A 17,533-nucleotide genomic window follows, 5' to 3' on the forward strand; every position below is an offset into this window, starting at 1 on the left:
CCGGCTACCAGCCCTTCTTTTCCACCGGTTTTCCTGCAGGCGCCGCCTTCGGCGCGGAGGCGGCCTGCGGATTGAGCTGCTGCGCCATGGCCGCGTCCTGGCTGGCCATCAGCGCGCGTGCCTGCGGCAGCAGCAGTTCCACCGTGCCGGTGTTCGGGTCTTCGGGTATGGCGTACAGCTCCACCGTCAGCGGACGCTTGGTCCAGCCGGCGTGAATGGTCTTGACGGGCTTGCCGGCCTTGTCCTTGAGCTCCACCGCTTCAGAGCGGAAGGGCTTGCCGTAGCGCGCGGTCAGGCTCTGCACCACGGCCTGCTCGGAGCGCACGCCGTCGGTCGGCACGATCAGGCCCACCAGGGCGCTGCGGTCGACGAAGGCGACCACGTGCGGGCCGTCCATGAAGGCGGGGCGCTTGTCGCGCGGTACGCCGACCTGGCGCATCGTGCCGTCGCCGCGCACTTCCACGCACAGCGCGGTCACGTCCCGGCCGTCCGGCGTGCGCTTGTCGGCGCAATCGGGAAGCGTGGGCAGCGGGCTGCCGATTTCCAGGGTATCCAGCATTGGCGCCAGCGCGTCGGCGCTGTCCTTGGCCGCGGCGCCGGCCAGCGGCGACAGCAGCAGCAGGCTGGCGGCGGCCAGCCCGGCGAGGGGGTATTTCATCCAGACTCCTGAGAAAAGCTGCGGATTGGAGCGCCCCCCGCGCGCGTGGTTCCGCCAGGGGCTAATGCGTCATACGGAGCACCGCGTTGGCCAGCACGGCCAGCAGCAGCACCAGCAGGGTCCACAACAGCAGGCGCGGCACGCGGCTGGGCGGCAGTTGCCGCTGCGGCGAGCGGGCCGTGCGCGCGGTCGTCGTGCGCAAGCGGGTATGGCCGTGCAGGCCGCGCGTATGCCAGACGGTGTCCGGGCCAAGATCGCGCACGGCGGTGCTCTCCCGGCCGGGCGGCCTGGCCGCCTTGTGCGACATGTGCGGCCGCGGGCCCTGCGCGCCGGCCGGACGCCGGGCGCCGGTTGACGGTTGGGTGCCGCTACTGCCGTGCGGTCGTTGCGTGGCCATCTGTGCTCCCCGGTTTGTGGTGCCGGCGCGGATCATCGTGTGCCGCCGGGGCACAGCACCGGACCATGGCCCGGGCGCCGCCAATGGTAAGACAAAGCGGCACCGCGCACCATGTCCCGAACGCGCCTTATGTGGTCTGGGCCACTTTGCGCGTGGCGTCCAGCGCCTCGCGCCGGAATGCATGGGCCACATGGTGGTAGAACGGATTCGGACAGAACTGGCGGGCCACGAAGGAGGCCAATAGCGCTGCCGCCAGCAGGAACACCGTGAGATCCTGCGAACGCGTCATCTCCATCACGATCACGCTGGCGGTGATGGGGGCCTGGGTGGCGCCGGCCAGGAAGGCGGCCATCGACACCAGCGCCAGCACGCGCGGCTCGGCCAGCGGAATGGCGAGGTAGGCCACCACCTGCTCGAGCCCGGCGCCGATGCCCGCGCCGATCGCCAGGCAAGGGGTGAAGATGCCGCCCGGGATGCCGGCGAAGTAAGACACCACGGTCGCCACCAGCTTGGCCAGGCCGAACCAGAGCGTGGGCGGCACATCCCCGTTGATCAGTCCGTTGGCCTGCTCGTAGCCGGTGCCGAAGGTGGCGCCGCCGGTGGACCAGCCGATCGCCGCGGCCACCAGCCCGCACAGGAAGGCCACCAGCACCGGGTGCTCGCCCGGCCACATGCGCAGCTTGCCCGGCAGCAGCCCTTGCACGCCGCCGGTCAGCGCCTTGGCGAACACGCCGCCAAGCACGCCATTGACCAGCGCGCACAGCAGCACCGGCCCCCAGGCGTTGTGCAGGGCGAGGATCGGTGTCTTGACCGCGAAATACGGGTTGTTGCCCAGCAGCGCCAGCGAGAGGAAACCGGCGGTCAGCACGCCCGAGAGCACCAGCCGGTCCCAGCGCACGGCGGTACCGCGCCCGAGCTCCTCGATGGCGAACACCACGCCGGCCAGCGGCGTATTGAAGGCGGCCGCCAGCCCGCCTGCGGCACCCGCGGCAATCAGCGCGTTGGGATGGAAGCCGATGCGAAAGCGCAGCCGTTCCTGGCACCAGCGCCCCCAGCTCAGCATGGCCGCCGCGCCCACCTGCACCGACGGCCCTTCGCGGCCGATCGAGGCGCCGGCCAGCAGGCCGCCGGTGGTCAGCAGCACCTTCCACATCGCCTGGCGGAACGACACCAGCAGCGTCTGCGCCGGCCCGGACGGCGGCAGCGAGAAAGACGCGATGACCTGGGGGATGCCGCTGCCGCGCGCCTGCGGCGCCAGGCGCAGCGTCAGCCAGCGCAGCGCGGCCAGCCCGAACGGCAGCAGCACGAAGGCCAGCCAGGGCGTGGCCCCGGTGAGCTTGTGGTTCCAGCCCAGCGCCAGCTCGGCGACCCAGGCAAAGACCAGGGAGAACAGCGCCACGCAGCCGGCGCCGCACATGAATACGGCATAGCGCAGGGTGGTGCGGGAGATGCGCCACATCTGGCGCGACTTGCGGCCGGCGGCAAGGCGGGCGCGGCGGCGCAGCGCACGCAGGCGGTCGTGCGCCGCATTGGCGTGCGCCTCCGCCCGGGCTTCGGCCCGGGCTTCGCGCACGACGTCCTGCGGCCCGCCCGGGTCCGGGCCCGGACCGGAATCAGGCCGGGAAGGCGGCAGATCTGCTTCGGGACTCTGGTCTGGCGCGGCGTCTTTCATGAAAGCGGCGGTCGGGGCGACAAAACACCGTGAGCGGCCCGCGGGCCGGGCGCATCACGGCGTCCCGGAACTATACGCTTTTCGCCGCGCCGGCTTCAGTCGAGCGAGATATGGTTGGCCTGGATCACGCCGCCCCAGCGCGCGCGGTCCGCGTCCACATAGCGCTGCACCTCGGCGCTGTCGCGCGGGCGCTGGATCACCAGGCCGAGCGCGGCAAAGGTCTGGCGGAACTGCGCGTCGCCGGTGGCCTTGGCCGCCGCTGCCTGCAGGCGTGCGATGGCTTCGGGCGGCGTCTGCGCCGGCACCGCCAGCCCGAACCAGGTGGCCGCCTGATAGTTGGGATGTCCGCTCTCGGCCACGGTGGGCACGTCGGGCAGCACCTCCAGGCGCTCCTTGCTGGTCACCGCCAGCGCCTTGAGCTTGCCGGCCTTGATATGCGGCAGCGAGGTGCTSACCACATCSAYCATCAGCTGCACGTCGTTGGCCAGCAGCGCCGCCAGCGCGGGCGCGCTGCCGTTGTAGGGCACGTGGGTGAGATTGATGCCCAGCTCGGTCTTGAGCATCTCGGTGGCCAGCTGCAGCGGGTTGCCCAGCCCGACCGAGGCATAGTTCAGCTTGCCGGCGTTGGCCTTGGCGTAGCTGGCGAACTCGCGCACGTTGGCGGCCGGCACCTGGGTATTGGTCACCACCACCAGCGGGAGCTCGGCGGCGACCGAGATCACCTTGAAATCGCGCCTGGCGTCGTAGTTGACCTTCTTGTAGAGCATCGGGTTGAGCACCATGCTGGCATTGCTGGCCAGCAGCACCGTGTAGCCGTCGGCCGCGGTGCGCGCCACGCCGGTGGCGGCGATCATGGTGTTGGCGCCCGGGCGGTTCTCCACCACCACCGGCTGCTTGAGTTCGCGGCCCATGCCATCGGCCAGCGCGCGGGCCAGCTGGTCGGCCGAGCCGCCGGGCGTGTACGGCACCACCAGCTTGACCGGCCGGTCGGGAAAGGCGCCGGCCGTGGCCAGCTGCGCGCAGGCCAGCGCGCCCGCGCCGAGCATGGCGCGCCATGCGGGAATCCAGCGTTGCATATCGTCTCCTTGATTGTTTTTTTCCTTGCCGGCGGTGCCGGCTTGTCCTTCTCAGACGCGGCGTGACCGGCCTTCCCAGTACTTGTCGCGCAGGCGGCGCTTGGCCAGCTTGCCGGTGTCGTCGCGCGGCAGCTGCGCCTCCACCACGATGGTGCGCGGCACCTTGAAGCCCGACAGGCGCTGGCGCAGCCACTCGATGATGACGCCCTCCTCCAGGCTGGCGCCCGGCACCGGCTGCACCATGGCGAGCAGGCGTTCGCCGTATTCGTCGTCGGGCACGCCGAACACCACGCAGTCGGCCACGCCGGGATAGCGCACCAGCTCATGCTCGATCTCGGCCGGGTAGATGTTCACGCCGCCGGAGATCACCATGTCGGAGGCTCGGTCGCAGATAAAGAGATAGCCATCCGCGTCCACGTAGCCCATGTCGCCCAGGCTGACCAGGCCGCCGCGGTCGATGGCGCGGCGCGCTTCGTCGTTGTTGCGGTAGCTGAAGTCGGGGTAGGCCGGCTGGCGCACGTAGACCAGGCCGATTTCGCCGGGCGCGCAAGGCTTGCCCTGCTCGTCGAGGATGCGCACCTCGGCCTGGTCGACCGCGCGGCCGGCGGTGCCGGGCCTGGCGGCGGCGTCTGCCGGCGTGGCCACGGTGATCATGCCGGCCTCGCTGGAAGCGTAGGTTTCATGGATGACCGGGCCGAACCAGTCGAGCATGGCGCGCTTGACCTCGGGCGCGCACGGCGCGCCGGTGGAGGCGACGAAGCGCAGCGACGACAGGTCATAGCGCGCGCGCAGCTCGGCCGGTACCTTGAGCATGCGCACGTACATGATGGGCACCAGATACAGCACGTCGATGCGGTGCTTTTCCACCAGCGCCAGCACCTGCTCCGGATCGAAGCGCGCGCACAGCACCAGGCGCTCGCCCATCTGCAGCACGTTCTGGATGAACACACCCGGCGCGCTGTGGTACAGCGGCGCGGCCATCAGCGCGCGGCAGCCGGGCACGATGCCCATGGTCTGCGCCACCACCGAGCGCATGCGCTCGAGCTGCGCGTCCAGCGTGCCCAGCGGCACCGGCGCGCGCAGCACGCCCTTGGGGCGGCCGGTGGTGCCGGAGGTGTAGGCCATGTGGCCGCGCGGCGCCACGCGGGGGCCGTCATAGGGTTGCTGCGCGGCGAGCCAGCCGTCGTAGTCGGTGGCGCCGGCGGGCAAGGCTGTGTCGGCTTCCGCCACCGCCAGCACCTGCACGCCTTCCGGCACCACCGCGCGCACGCCGTCCAGCAGGCCGGCATGGACGATCAGCGCGCGCGCGCCGCTGTCGGTCAGCAAAAAGCGGATTTCCTCGGCGGTGAAGTGCCAGTTGATCGGGCAGTAGTAGGTGCCGGCGATGCGGCAGGCATGCACGATATCGGCGAAGACCGGATCGTTGCGCAGCAGCACGGCGACCACGTCGCCCTCGGCCAGGCCCAGCGCGCGCAGGCCGCCGGCCAGGCGCGCGCCGCGCTCGAGCAATGCGTCGCCGCTGCGGTGGGTGTCTTCGAACCAGAGGTCTGCGGCCATCAGTCGTCTCCTGCTTGCGTGGGGGTGGGGGCGTTCACGGTGCGGTTGGCGCGGTCGGCGGCGTTCTTCGCCGCGATGCGCTCGCGCGCGGCCTGCCACTCGGCATCGCCCCAGCCCAGGTACTGCTTGAAATAGGCGCCGTTGGCGAGGTAGTCGCCGCCGTCCAGCGCGATGGTCTGCCCGTTGATCCAGGAGTTGTCGCGCGCCAGCAGGAAGGCGGCCAGGTTGCCGATGTCCTGCGGCTGGCCGATGCGGCCGGTGGGGTTCTGCCCGCTGAGCTGGTCCTGCTGCGAATCCTGCGGGCGCAGGCGCGAGCCCGCGCCTTCGGTCGGGATCACGCCGGGCGCGATGGCGTTGCAGCGGATGCCGTGGCGGCCCCACTCCACCGCCAGCGACTTGGTCATCGCGTCCACGCCGGCCTTGGACATGGCGGACGGCACCACGAACGGCGAGCCGGTCCAGACCCAGGTCACCACGATCGACAGCACGGAGCCGGGATGGCCGTCGCGGATCCAGCGCTTGCCGACCGCCTGCGTGGTGTAGAAGGTGCCGCGGAAGACAATGTCGGAAATCGCGTGGAAGCCGTTGGGCGAGAGATCCTCGGTGCGGCTGATGAAATTGCCCGCGGCGTTGTTGACCAGGCAATCCAGCGGGCCGTGCGCGGTCCAGATGGTCTCGATCATGGCATCCACGGCGGCGGCGTCGCGGATGTCCACGGCATGGGTCACCACCTTGGCGCCGTGCCGGTCGCGCAGCATCTGCGCTGCCTCGTCGAGCACCGGCAGGCGGCGCCCGCACAGGTGCAGTTCGGCCCCCAGGCCGGCCAGGCGCTCGGCCATGATCAGGCCCAGCCCGGTGCCGCCGCCGGTGATCAGCACGCGCTGCCCGGCGAAAAGATCGTCCTTGAACATCTTGTCTCCTGTTTGGCCCCGCGCATGCCTGACCGGCGGGGAAAGCACACTGTAGCCCCGTCATGCGGCATCGACAATTCCCGCTCCCCGACTCACAATGTTGCGCCATATGTGACAATCCTCCATGGAATCCCGGATGGACCTGAACCTGATCCAGGCTTTCGTCGACATCGTCGAAGCCGGCAATTTGTCCGAGGCCGGCCGCCGGCGCGGCGTCACGCGCTCGCAGGTCAGCCGTCAGCTGCGCGAACTCGAGCACCAGGCCAACGCCCAGCTGCTGCGCCGGACCACGCGCCGGCTGGAGCTGACCGAGCCGGGCCACGCGCTCTACCAGCACGGTTTGCGCATCCTGCAGGAGGTGGCTTCGGCCCAGGCCGAGATCGACAGCCTGGGCAAGACCCTGCGCGGACATGTGCGCGTGAGCGTGCCGACCGGGCTGGGCGACACCTTCATCGCGCCGCTGCTGCTGGAGTTCGCCGGGCAGCACCCTGGCATCTCGCTGCGCGTGTTCTTCGCCAACCGCGTGGTGGACCTGATCGCCGCGGAAATCGACGTGGCCCTGCGGGTCACCTCGAAGCCGCAGCTGGACCACGTGGCGCGCGACGTCTGCGCGATCGACTGGCAGCTCTTTGCCGCGCCCGCCTACCTGGCCCGCTGCGGGACGCTGCGGGCGCCGGCGGACCTGGCGCGCTGCCAGTTCCTGTGCCCGCCCTATGCCGCGCGCCGCTTCGTGCTCACGCTGGACCGCGGCGAGCAGCGCGAGCAGGTGGCGCTGGTGCCGCACCTGCAGTCCGAGCATTTCCCCTTCCTGATGCGCGGCGTGCGCGACGGCCACGGCGTGGGCCTGCTGCCGGTCTACGCCGCCTGGGAGGACATGCGGGACGGCCGGCTGGTGCGGGTGCTGCCCGAATGGAACGCCGAAGGCCTGGGCAACCGGCTCTACATCATCACCACGCCCAACCTCCACCCGTCCATGGCCACGCGCGCCCTGATCGACTTCCTGCGCGAGCGGATCCCGGCGCTCGACGTGTTCGCCGCCGGGGGCGGCGGGCCGCCTTCCTGATCCGCCGCGCGCGGCGCGGCGGGAAAGGCACTGCGGGAAATCCGGCAAGCTTTCAAATTGCAAGTTAATATGCGTGGAACTGGCTTGCAAAACGAAAGCTACGGTGCGGATCCGATCCCGCCGACCCGCAAGCCGCATGGAGAAGACAAGGAATATGGGACACACAGACTTTGCCAGCATGCCTTGCCCGATTGCCCGCTCGATGGCGGTGCTGGGCGAGCGCTGGGCCATTCTCTTGCTGCGCGAGGCGTACTACGGCAGCACGCGTTTCGACGAATTCCAGCGGCACCTGGGCATTGCGCCCAACATCCTGAGCGCACGCCTGAAGACGCTGGTCGAGCACGACATGCTCGAGCGTGTGCCTGTGCCCGACAGCACGCGGCACATGTACCGCCTGAGCGCGAAGGGCCGTGACTTCTTCCCGGCATTCGTGGCGCTCAAGGCCTGGGCCGACCGCTGGATGAACGACGAGCGCGGCCCGATGACCTTGTTGCTGGACAAGCACACCGGTGAGGAGATCAAGGCGCATGCGCTGACGCRCGCCGATGGCCGCGCGCTGACGCTGGACGATCTTCGCGTGGCGCCTGGCCCGGCCGCCAACGGCTACCTGCGCCGCCGCTTCGGCGAGGCGGACCACGCGAAGGGCGAAGCGCAGACGAGCGCAACGGTGGCCGGCGATGCGTGAAGCGCAAGCCAACCCGCTGGCTGCAGCGGTACTCGCATCCGCCGCATCCGCCGCATCAGCCGCATCCGTCGCGGCTGCCGGCGCGCCCGCCCTGCAACCGCCGTTGCGCGAGTTGACGCGCCGTATCCTGGTGCTGGCCGCGCCCACCAGCCTGATCGCCCTCCTGCAGGCCACCGCGCAACTGATCGAAACCTGGCTGGCGGCGCGCCAGGGCACGGCGGCACTGGCCGGCTGGGCAGTGGTGCTGCCCTTCGCGCTGTTGCTGCAGCAGATGTCCACCGGCGCCATGGGCGGCGGCGTGGTCGCCGCCATCGCGCGCGCGCTCGGCGCGGGCAAGCGCGACGAGGCTTCCTCGCTGGTACTGCATGCGCTGATCATCGCGCTCACCGCGGGCCTGGTGTTCGCCGTGACGCTGGCCGGTTTTCCGCGCGGCATCCTCGGCGCGGTGGCCGGGCAGACCGCCGCCGACGCGGCCGCCACCTACGCGATCTGGCTGTTCGGCGCCGGCGCCGTGCCGGCCTGGCTGGCCAACACGCTGGCCTCGGTGCTGCGCGGCGGTGGCCGCCATGCGCTGGCGGCGCGCGTGCTGTCGCTGATGTGGATCGCCTTCCCGGTGCTGGCCTGGGCGCTGGCGGAGCCGGCCGGCATGGGCCTGGCGGGCATCGGCGCGGCGCTGGCCACGGTGTCGTGGGCAGCGGCCCTGGCGATGGCCGCCGTGGTGCTGCGCGGCGGTGCGGGCTTCGCGCCCACGCTGCGCGTGCGCCCGTCGCGTGCGCTGTTCGGTCGCATCCTGTCGGTGGGGCTGGTGGCCTGCCTGCTGGCCTCGGTCGCCAACCTGACCACCATCCTGGTGACGGCGCAATTGCGTCACTACGGCACCGCGGCGGTGGCCGCCTACGGCATCTCCGCGCGGCTCGAGTTCCTGATGATTCCGCTGGCCTTTGGCGTGGGCTCCGCGCTGACCGCGCTGGTGGGCCGCGCAGTGGGCGCGAACGACTGGACCACCGCGCGCCGCACCGCATGGGCCGGAGCCTTGCTGGCGCTGGCGGTGGCCGGCGCGGTGGGGGCTGCGGTGGGGCTGGCGCCGGCCGCCTTTGCCGGGCTCTTCACCAGGGATGCCGAAGTCGCGGGCATCGCCGCGCGGGCCTTGTCCTGGGTGGCGCCGGCCTTCGGCGGCTTCGGCCTGGGCATGGCGCTGTACTTCGCTTCGATGGGCGCGGGCCGCATGGGCTGGCCGGTGGCGGCCGGGGTCTCGCGCATCGCGCTGGCCGCCGGCGGCGGCTGGGTGCTGGCCAACATGGCCGGCATGGGGCTGGACGGGCACTTTCTTGGGGTGGCGCTGGGCATCAGCGCCTACGGCGTGGTCACCGCCTTCGGCGTGCGCGGCGGGAGCTGGGCGCCGCGCTGAATGGCGCGCCGCGCCGGGCCATTCAGGCTTTTTCTTGCAGGCGATGCGGGGGCATTCGGCAAGCGGGCCGGCGCGGCGCACGATGTGGACAATTCCCGGCTCGCCCTTGAATCTGCGCTCGCCCAGCCTCACCTAGTGAGTTCGCGCGCGGCGCACTGCGACGGCACGGACCGGGCATGGCGATGACGGCGCCGATGGCGGCACTGATGCCCGCCAAGGCGGCCCGGCAATGCGCGCAGCGGCTCCCCGGACCCGGCATGCGCCGGATCCGCCTCTCACTCCCTGGAGGTGGCATGCCCCCTCGCACCACCGTTTTCGTGGCCGCCCTCGTGGTCGGCTTGCTGCATGGCTATATCGGCCTGCGCCTGCTGCCCGACCTGCCGGTGGCCTTCGCCTTCAAGGCGCTGGCCGTAGCCTGGCTGGCGCTGTCCTGGCCCCTCATTCCCGCCGGCCTGCTGGCGCGGCGCCTGGACCAGCCCTGGTCCGACGCGCTCACCTGGGTGGGCATGCTGGCGATGGGCTTCTTCTCCTCGCTGCTGGTGCTGACGCTGGCGCGCGACGTGCTGCTGCTGGCCAGCGCCGTCACCGGCTGGCACCCTGCCTGGCTGCTGCCGCGCACGGCCGCCGCGGTGCCGGTGCTGGCGCTGGTGGTCACGGCGCTGGGCTTCTTCAACGCACGCCGGCTGGCGCAGGTGGTGGACGTGGAGGTGCCCATCGCCGGGCTGCCCGACGCGCTGCACGATTTCACCATCGTGCAGATCAGTGACATCCACGTCGGTCCCACCATCAAGCGCCCCTACCTGGAGCGCATCGTGGCGCGCGTCAACGGCCTGAATCCGGACGCCATCGCCATCACCGGCGACCTGGTCGACGGCACCGTGCGCGAGCTGGCGGCGCACACCGCGCCGCTGGGCAGCCTGCGCGCGCGCCACGGCACCTACTTCGTCACCGGCAACCACGAGTACTACGCCGGCGCCGATCCCTGGATCGCCGAACTGCGCCGGCTGGGCCTGCGCGTGCTGATGAATGAACACGTGGTGATCGGGCAGGACGAAGAGGCCCTGGTGCTGGCCGGCGTGACCGACTATACCGCCCACCGCTTCGATGAAAGCCATCGCAGCGACCCGGCTCGCGCGCTGGCCGGCGCCCCGGCCGTGGCCGCTGCGCGCGTGCTGCTGGCGCACCAGCCGCGCACCGCGCAGGCCGCCTCCGACGCGGGCTTCGACCTGCAGTTGTCCGGCCATACCCACGGCGGGCAGTTCTGGCCCTGGACGCTGTTCGTGCCGATGCAGCAGCCTTACGTTGCCGGGCTCAAGCGCCATGAGGCGATGTGGGTCTATGTGAGCCGGGGTACCGGCTACTGGGGGCCGCCCAAGCGCTTCGGCGCGCCGTCGGAGATCACGCGGCTGCGGCTGGTGCGCAAGTAGGCGCGGCCGGGCAATCGAAGAAACGAAAAAGGCCTCGCATTGTGCGAGGCCTTTGTGCTTGCGGCGACGGTGGCTTGTCGATGGCTGTCGCCCCGCTCCCGTTTATCGGAGCGGGGCGACAGCCGTGCCTTCGATACGCCAGTCTCAGCGTGCGATCGGCTTGTAGCGGATACGCTTGGGCTTGGCGCCTTCCTCGCCCAGGCGGCGCTTCTTGTCCGCCTCGTATTCCTGGTAGTTGCCGGGGAAGAACTCCACGTGCGACTCGCCTTCGAAGGCCAGGATGTGGGTGGCGATGCGGTCCAGGAACCAGCGGTCGTGGGAAATCACCATCACGCAGCCGGCGAATTCCAGCAGTGCGTCTTCGAGCGCGCGCAGGGTTTCCACGTCGAGGTCGTTGGACGGTTCGTCGAGCAGCAGCACGTTGCCGCCGGCGATCAGCGTCTTGGCCAGGTGCAGGCGGCCGCGCTCACCACCGGAGAGCGTGCCCACGTGCTTCTGCTGGTCCGAGCCCTTGAAGTTGAAGCGGCCGATATAGGCGCGCGACGGCGTTTCATAGCGGCCCACGGTAAGCACGTCGGCGCCGCCGGAGATTTCCTCGAACACGGTCTTGCTGCCGTCCAGCGCGTCGCGGCTCTGGTCCACGTAGGCCAGCTTCACGGTCGGGCCGACCTTGATCTCGCCGCTGTCCGGCGTTTCCTTGCCGGTCAGCATGCGGAAGAAGGTCGACTTGCCGGCGCCGTTCGGGCCGATGATGCCGACGATGGCGCCGGGCGGCACCTTGAAGCTGAGGTCGTCGATCAGCAGGCGGTCGCCGTAGGCCTTGCTCACGCCGTTGAACTCGATCACCTCGTTGCCCAGGCGCTCACCCGCCGGGATGAAGATTTCCTGGGTTTCGTTGCGCTTCTGGTATTCCTGGCTGTTCAGTTCGTCGAAGCGGGCCAGACGCGCCTTGGACTTGGCCTGGCGGCCCTTCGGGTTCTGGCGTACCCACTCCAGTTCCTTGTGCAGCGCTTTCTGGCGGGCCGACTCGCTCGACTCTTCCTGCTTCAGGCGCGCTTCCTTCTGGTCCAGCCAGGAGCTGTAGTTGCCCTTCCAGGGAATGCCGTGGCCGCGGTCCAGTTCCAGGATCCACTCAGCCGCGTTGTCGAGGAAGTAGCGATCGTGGGTCACCGCCACCACGGTGCCGGGGAAGCGCGTGAGGAACTGTTCCAGCCAGTCCACCGATTCCGCATCCAGGTGGTTGGTGGGTTCGTCGAGCAGCAGCATGTCGGGGCGCGAGAGCAGCAGGCGGCACAGCGCCACGCGGCGCTTTTCGCCGCCGGACAGGTTGCCCACCTTGGCGTCCCATGCCGGCAGGCGCAGCGCGTCGGCGGCGATCTCCAGCTGCAGCTCAGCGTTGTTGCCGTCGCTGGCCGAGAGAATGGCTTCGTACTTGGCCTGCTCGGCGGCCAGCGCGTCGAAATCCGCGTCCGGCTCGGCATATGCGGCATAGATCTCGTCGAGCTTCTTGCGCGCTTCGAACACGCCGCCCAGCGCCGCTTCCACGGACTCGCGCACGGTCTGCTCGGGGTCGAGCTGCGGCTCCTGCGGCAGGTAGCCGATATTCAGGTTGGGCATGGGCGTGGCTTCGCCCTCGATCTCCTTGTCGATGCCCGCCATGATCTTCAGCACGGTCGACTTGCCCGAGCCGTTCAGGCCCAGCACGCCGATCTTGGCGCCCGGGAAGAAGGACAGCGAGATGTCCTTGAGGATGTGACGCTTGGGCGGAACGATCTTGCCCACGCGGTTCATCGTGAATACGTACTGTGCCATGCGAATCCGATGGAATTGAGATAACCGGTCAAGTGTAGCAAAGCCGCTCCGGCCCCGGCCCGCCGGGACGGCCATGACGGTCTTTTCGGGCCGTTTTTCAGGCCCGTGGCGCGGCCGTCAGGGCGCGGGTCGCGCGCGCCGGCGCGCGCGGGTCAGGCTGGAGGTCAGGCGGCGGTAGGCGATATCCATATGCCGCTGCATGGCCGCGCGTGCCAGTTCGGGGTCCTTGCCGCGCAGCGCCGCCAGCACTTCGCGGTGCTCGGCGATCGCCTGGGCCCACACCTCGGGCGTCTCGAAGTGGCTGTGCAACTGATCGAACAGCGCGCCCAGGCGCAAATCGAACAGCCGCCGGACCACGCCCGCCAGCACGCTGTTGCCGGTGGCTTCAGCCACCCGCACATGGAACAGGCGGTCGGCGTCGAGCGGCTTGATGCCGGCGGCGGCATCCTCCGCCATCTGCTCGATCGCCCGCTCGATCGCATCGAACTGGGCCTTGCGCCCCGTGCGCGCGGCCAGCGCGGCGACCTCGCCCTCGACCAGCGCGCGCGCGCGGATCAGTTCGAGCGGSCCTTCCTCGCCGGACAGGTCAAAGCCGCCATTGGCGGGCGACGGCGGCGCGCAGACATAGATGCCCGAGCCCATTCGCACTTCGATATAGCCTTCGACCTCGAGCGCGATCAGCGCTTCGCGCAACGACGGGCGGCTCACGCCGAGCTGCACCGACAGGTCCCGCTCGGCCGGCAGGCGCGAGCCCACGGGGAACTCGCCTGCCAGGATGAGCGCACGCAGCTGGTTGCTGATCTGGCGGTAGAGCCGTTGCGGTTCGATCGATTGGATAGGCATGGACAAGCGGACCGGGTGGCCTGGGACGAAGCATCAGGGCGCGGATTATACGCTGGCGGTTCCCTCCGGCCGGCGCCCTTCAGCCAGCCAGCGGCGCGGGGAACGGCACCCCGTGGCGGGCCGCGCAGGCCCGCAGCGCGGGGGCAATGGTCGGATACAGCAGCACGCCCTCGCGCAGCTGGCGTTCGCGCAGCGCCAGACCGCGATCGCCCGGCATGCGCACGGCGGCCACGCCGGGGCGCGGCGGGTTGCGCCGGCAGGCTTCGCCGATCCAGTCGGCCTGGCGCAGGAAATCCGCCAGTCCGCCAAAGGCATCGGGGTCATAGAGCGCGATAAACACCGTGGCGCCCCAGCCATCGCCGCGCGCGGCGTCGTCGGCGCGGCCGCGGCCGGCCAGCGCGCCGGTCAGCGCCTCGACCAGCAAGGCCAGGCCGAATCCCTTGTGCCCCGCCTCCAGCCCGCCCAGCGGCAGGATGGTGCCGGGCGGACTTGCCGCGAGCACGGCCGGGTCGCGGCTGGCATGGCCCTGCGCATCGAGCATGCAGGCCTGCTCGTATTGCTGGCCGGCCTGATGCAGGCGCGCGCTCATGCCATTGGTGACGAGCGAAGCCGAGATATCCACCAGGAAGGGCGTGGTGGACGTTGGAATGCCGGCGGCGATCGGGTTGGGCGTGAACACGGCGCGCGTGCCGCCGTGCGGCGCCACGCTCTGCACCGACGGATCGGAACTGGAGAGCAGCATCATGAAGCCCTGGCCAGTGGCACGCAGCAGGTAGCTGGCCAGGCAGGCGATATGGTGGCTGCGCCGGATCACCAGGGTGGCGCTGCCGTACTGGCGCGCGCGTGGCACCAGCGCATCGATGCCCTGCGTGACCAGCCACGGCCCCGGCAGGCGCCGCCCGTCCCACAGCAGCGAAGGGCCGCGGTCCGCCAGTGTCTCGGCCATGCCGCCGCCGGCCATGGTGCCGTTTTCGATTTCCTTCAGGTAGGGCGCCAGCAGGGCCAGCCCGTGGGTATCGTGGCCCAGCAGGTCACCGTCGACCAGCACCTCGGCCACGGCCTGGGCCGGTGCGGCCTCCATGCCCGCGGCGCGCAGCAGCGCGCTGGCGAAGCCGGTGAGCGCGGACGGGTTGTAGCGTTCGGAGGCGTTCATCAGTAAGTGGCCCGGCCGCCGGAGATGTCGAACACGGCGCCGGTCGAGAAGGAACACTCGGACGATGCCAGCCAGGACACCAGTGCCGCCAGCTCCTCCACCTTGCCGAAGCGGCCCATGGGGATCCTGGACAGCATGTAGTCGATATGCTGCTGCGTCATCTGCGCGAACATGCCGGTCTGCACCGCCGCCGGCGTGATGCAGTTCACGGTGACGCCGCTCTGCGCCAGTTCCTTGCCCAGCGATTTGGTCAACGCCATGACGCCGGCCTTGGATGCACTGTAAGCCGAGGCATTGGGGTTGCCCTCCTTGCCCGCCACCGAGGCGATGGTGACGATGCGCCCGTAGCCGCGCGCGCGCATCTGCGGCGCCAGCGCACGGCAGCACAGGAAGGTGCCGCGCAGGTTGATCTCCATGACGCGGTCCCACTCCTCCACCGGATACTCCCAGGTGGTGGTGTTGGCGCCGGTGATGCCGGCGCTGGTGACCAGGATATCGACGGCGCCCGCCGCGCGCAGCGTGGCATCGCGCGCTGCGTCGACCTGGTCCGCCTTCGCCACGTCGACGCAGAGCAGATGAGGCCGTGCCTTGCCGAAGGCCGCGCCCGCCGCCTCCAGCGCCGCGGCATTGCTGTCCCACAGGCTGATGCTGGCGCCGCCTTCGGCAAGGCGCTGCGCGACAGCCAGCCCGATGCCCGCCGCGCCACCGGTGACGACCGCGTGACGACCTGAAAAATCGTATCGATTGCGCTCCGGCACGTCGTTCCTCCTGGATTACCCTGGGTTGCGCCAAGGGCGGCTCGCGCGGCCAGATTGGTTTGACCAGTTGGCCAGTGCGCGGAAGGTCCGCTGGATTCTAGGCAGCACATCGGCGAAAGTCCAGGTGCAATTCGGGCCGCCGCCCCGATTGCGTCGCCGCTCCCGACGCGCGTCATTGGTAATACCAGTTTACCTGTTGAAGCTCCTGAACTAGACTGCGCTCACTCGGCATGCGCAGCCGCAAGGCAGCGGCTGTCGTGCGCATCCGTATCTGCATTGCACAATAAAAGCAGGCATCGGCAGTCACGACAGCAAGGCGCTTGTCGTTGCTGCGCGGGTGCCGCAGAACGCAGGAGACCCGAGTGAACGACGAAAAGCCGCCGGCGCCCCCGAAACCCCCGATGCGCCGCAGCCAGGCCTGGTTCGGCCGCCTAGACCGCGACGGATTCATCTACCGCTCGTGGCTGAAGAACCGCGGCATCCCCCACGATCAGTTCGACGGCCGCCCCGTCATCGGCATCTGCAACACCTACTCCGAGCTCACGCCCTGCAACTCGCATTTCCGCACGCTGGCCGAGCAGGTCAAGATCGGCGTGTGGGAAGCCGGCGGTTTCCCGCTCGAGTTCCCGGTGATGTCGCTGGGCGAGACCATGCTGCGCCCGACCGCGATGCTGTTCCGCAACCTCGCCAGCATGGACGTGGAGGAATCCATCCGCGGCAACCCCATCGATGGCGTGGTGCTGCTGATGGGCTGCGACAAGACCACGCCGGCGCTGATGATGGGCGCGGCCTCCTGCGACCTGCCCACCATCGGCGTCTCGGGCGGCCCGATGCTCAGCGGCAAGTTCCGCGGCGGCGAGCTCGGCTCYGGCACCGATGTCTGGAAGATGTCGGAAGWGGTGCGGGCCGGCCAGATGTCGCAGGAAGACTTCTTCGAGGCCGAGAGCTGCATGCACCGTTCGCATGGCCACTGCATGACCATGGGCACCGCCTCGACCATGGCCAGCATGGTCGAGGCCCTCGGCATGAGCTTGCCCGGCAACGCCGCGATTCCCGCCGTGGACGGGCGCCGCAACGTGCTGGCGCGCGCCTCGGGCCGGCGCATCGTCGAGATGGTCAGGGACAACCTGGTGATGTCGCAGATCCTGACGCGCCCGGCCTTCGAGAATGCGATCCGCGTCAACGCCGCCATCGGCGGCTCGACCAACGCCGTGATCCACTTGCTGGCCATTGCCGGACGCATCGGCGTCCAGCTCGGCCTGGACGACTGGGACAGCATCGGGCATGAGCTGCCATGCCTGCTCGACCTGCAACCGTCCGGGCGCCACCTGATGGAGGATTTCTACTATGCCGGCGGCCTGCCGGCGGTAATCCGCGAACTGGGACCGGTGCTCGCGCGCGACACGCTGACAGTCAACGGCAAGACGCTGTGGGACAACTGCAAGGACGCGCCCAACTGGAACCGCGAGGTCATCCTCGCCTTTGATGCGCCCTTCAAGCCCAGTGCCGGCATTGCCGTGCTGCACGGCAACCTGTGCCCCGATGGCGCGGTCATCAAGCCCAGCGCCGCCACGCCGGCGCTGCTCAGGCACACCGGCCGCGCGGTGGTGTTCGAGGACAGCGAGCATATGCACCAGCGGCTCGAYGACGAAACCCTCGACGTCGACGAAAACTGCGTGCTGGTGCTGAAGAACTGCGGCCCGCGCGGCTACCCCGGCATGGCCGAGGCCGGCAACATGCCGCTGCCGCCCAAGCTGCTGYGCAAGGGCATCACCGACATGGTGCGGGTCTCCGACGCGCGCATGAGCGGCACCGCCTACGGCACGGTGGTGCTGCACGTGGCCCCCGAGGCCGCGGCCGGCGGCCCGCTCGCACTGGTGCAGGACGGCGACCTGGTGGAGCTCGACGTGGCCGCGCGCAAGCTGCACCTGCATGTCGGCGATGAAGAGCTGGCGCGCCGGCGTGCAGCCTGGCAAGCGCCCCCGCTGCCGATGACGCGCGGCTGGACCCGGCTCTACGTCGAGCACGTGCAGCAGGCCAACCTGGGCGCCGACCTCGACTTCCTGGTGGGCAGGAGCGGGGCCGGCGTGCCCAAGGACAATCACTGAGGCAT

General features: G+C 70.1%; 15 protein-coding genes. 5 read left to right on the forward strand and 10 right to left on the reverse strand.

Annotation, left to right across the window (positions count from 1 at the left end; genetic code table 11):
• Positions 1-4: 4 nt before the first annotated feature.
• The 6 genes from AC1DK4_RS08605 to AC1DK4_RS08630 form a co-directional block, all read right to left on the reverse strand.
• The gene (locus AC1DK4_RS08605; RefSeq protein ID WP_441618118.1) at positions 5-658 is read right to left on the reverse strand and encodes a hypothetical protein; all 654 of its coding nucleotides are present in this window, start codon (positions 656-658) and stop codon (positions 5-7) included.
• Between the two features lie 61 nt (positions 659-719).
• Entirely contained in the window at positions 720-1,055 is a 336-nt protein-coding gene (locus AC1DK4_RS08610; protein ID WP_441618116.1) for a hypothetical protein, read from the reverse strand.
• A gap of 127 nt (positions 1,056-1,182) precedes the next feature.
• Entirely contained in the window at positions 1,183-2,727 is a 1,545-nt protein-coding gene (locus tag AC1DK4_RS08615) for a chloride channel protein (RefSeq protein WP_441618114.1), read from the reverse strand.
• 95 nt (positions 2,728-2,822) lie between these two features.
• Positions 2,823-3,803 carry a Bug family tripartite tricarboxylate transporter substrate binding protein gene (locus AC1DK4_RS08620; protein WP_477131475.1) on the reverse strand — a complete coding sequence of 327 codons (981 nt, stop codon included), beginning with the start codon at positions 3,801-3,803 and terminating at the stop codon, positions 2,823-2,825.
• Positions 3,804-3,854: 51 nt separating this feature from the next.
• A complete protein-coding gene (locus tag AC1DK4_RS08625) occupies positions 3,855-5,360 on the reverse strand; it encodes an acyl-CoA synthetase (protein WP_441618110.1) in 1,506 nt (501 codons plus the stop codon).
• Positions 5,360-6,271, reverse strand: a complete 912-nt coding sequence (locus AC1DK4_RS08630; protein WP_441618108.1) for an SDR family oxidoreductase — start codon at positions 6,269-6,271, stop codon at positions 5,360-5,362. Before AC1DK4_RS08630 ends, AC1DK4_RS08625 begins: the two co-directional genes overlap by 1 nt.
• A 136-nt stretch (positions 6,272-6,407) precedes the next feature.
• Between AC1DK4_RS08630 and AC1DK4_RS08635 the strand changes: the two genes are divergently transcribed.
• The 4 genes from AC1DK4_RS08635 (at position 6,408) to AC1DK4_RS08650 (ending at position 10,854) form a co-directional block, all read left to right on the forward strand.
• The gene (locus AC1DK4_RS08635; RefSeq protein ID WP_441618106.1) at positions 6,408-7,334 is read left to right on the forward strand and encodes a LysR family transcriptional regulator; all 927 of its coding nucleotides are present in this window, start codon (positions 6,408-6,410) and stop codon (positions 7,332-7,334) included.
• Positions 7,335-7,488: 154 nt separating this feature from the next.
• On the forward strand, positions 7,489-8,019 hold the full coding sequence (locus tag AC1DK4_RS08640; protein WP_477131476.1) for a winged helix-turn-helix transcriptional regulator: 531 nt from the start codon (positions 7,489-7,491) through the stop codon (positions 8,017-8,019).
• Positions 8,012-9,427: an MATE family efflux transporter gene (locus AC1DK4_RS08645; protein ID WP_441618102.1), complete on the forward strand. Its 1,416-nt coding sequence runs from the start codon at positions 8,012-8,014 to the stop codon at positions 9,425-9,427. The genes AC1DK4_RS08640 and AC1DK4_RS08645 overlap by 8 nt, the downstream gene beginning before the upstream one ends.
• A gap of 293 nt (positions 9,428-9,720) precedes the next feature.
• Positions 9,721-10,854 (forward strand): metallophosphoesterase, encoded by a 1,134-nt coding sequence (locus tag AC1DK4_RS08650; RefSeq protein ID WP_441618100.1) that lies wholly within the window; start codon positions 9,721-9,723, stop codon positions 10,852-10,854.
• 144 nt (positions 10,855-10,998) lie between these two features.
• Here AC1DK4_RS08650 and ettA read toward each other — a convergent pair whose 3' ends face one another.
• The 4 genes from ettA to AC1DK4_RS08670 form a co-directional block, all read right to left on the reverse strand.
• Positions 10,999-12,666, reverse strand: coding sequence for an energy-dependent translational throttle protein EttA (gene ettA, locus AC1DK4_RS08655; protein WP_441618098.1), 1,668 nt, complete (start codon positions 12,664-12,666; stop codon positions 10,999-11,001).
• A gap of 117 nt (positions 12,667-12,783) precedes the next feature.
• Positions 12,784-13,509: a FadR/GntR family transcriptional regulator gene (locus AC1DK4_RS08660; RefSeq protein WP_441618096.1), complete on the reverse strand. Its 726-nt coding sequence runs from the start codon at positions 13,507-13,509 to the stop codon at positions 12,784-12,786.
• Between the two features lie 79 nt (positions 13,510-13,588).
• Positions 13,589-14,662, reverse strand: a complete 1,074-nt coding sequence (locus AC1DK4_RS08665) for an Ldh family oxidoreductase (protein ID WP_441649733.1) — start codon at positions 14,660-14,662, stop codon at positions 13,589-13,591.
• The gene (locus AC1DK4_RS08670) at positions 14,662-15,420 is read right to left on the reverse strand and encodes an SDR family NAD(P)-dependent oxidoreductase (RefSeq protein WP_441618093.1); all 759 of its coding nucleotides are present in this window, start codon (positions 15,418-15,420) and stop codon (positions 14,662-14,664) included. Before AC1DK4_RS08670 ends, AC1DK4_RS08665 begins: the two co-directional genes overlap by 1 nt.
• 401 nt (positions 15,421-15,821) lie before the next feature.
• Here AC1DK4_RS08670 and AC1DK4_RS08675 point away from each other — a divergent pair, with 401 nt between their 5' ends.
• Complete coding sequence (locus tag AC1DK4_RS08675; protein ID WP_477131489.1) at positions 15,822-17,528, forward strand: IlvD/Edd family dehydratase; 1,707 nt, start codon at positions 15,822-15,824, stop codon at positions 17,526-17,528.
• Positions 17,529-17,533: the final 5 nt, after the last annotated feature.

Source organism: Cupriavidus sp. 05N38 (assembly GCF_056397345.1).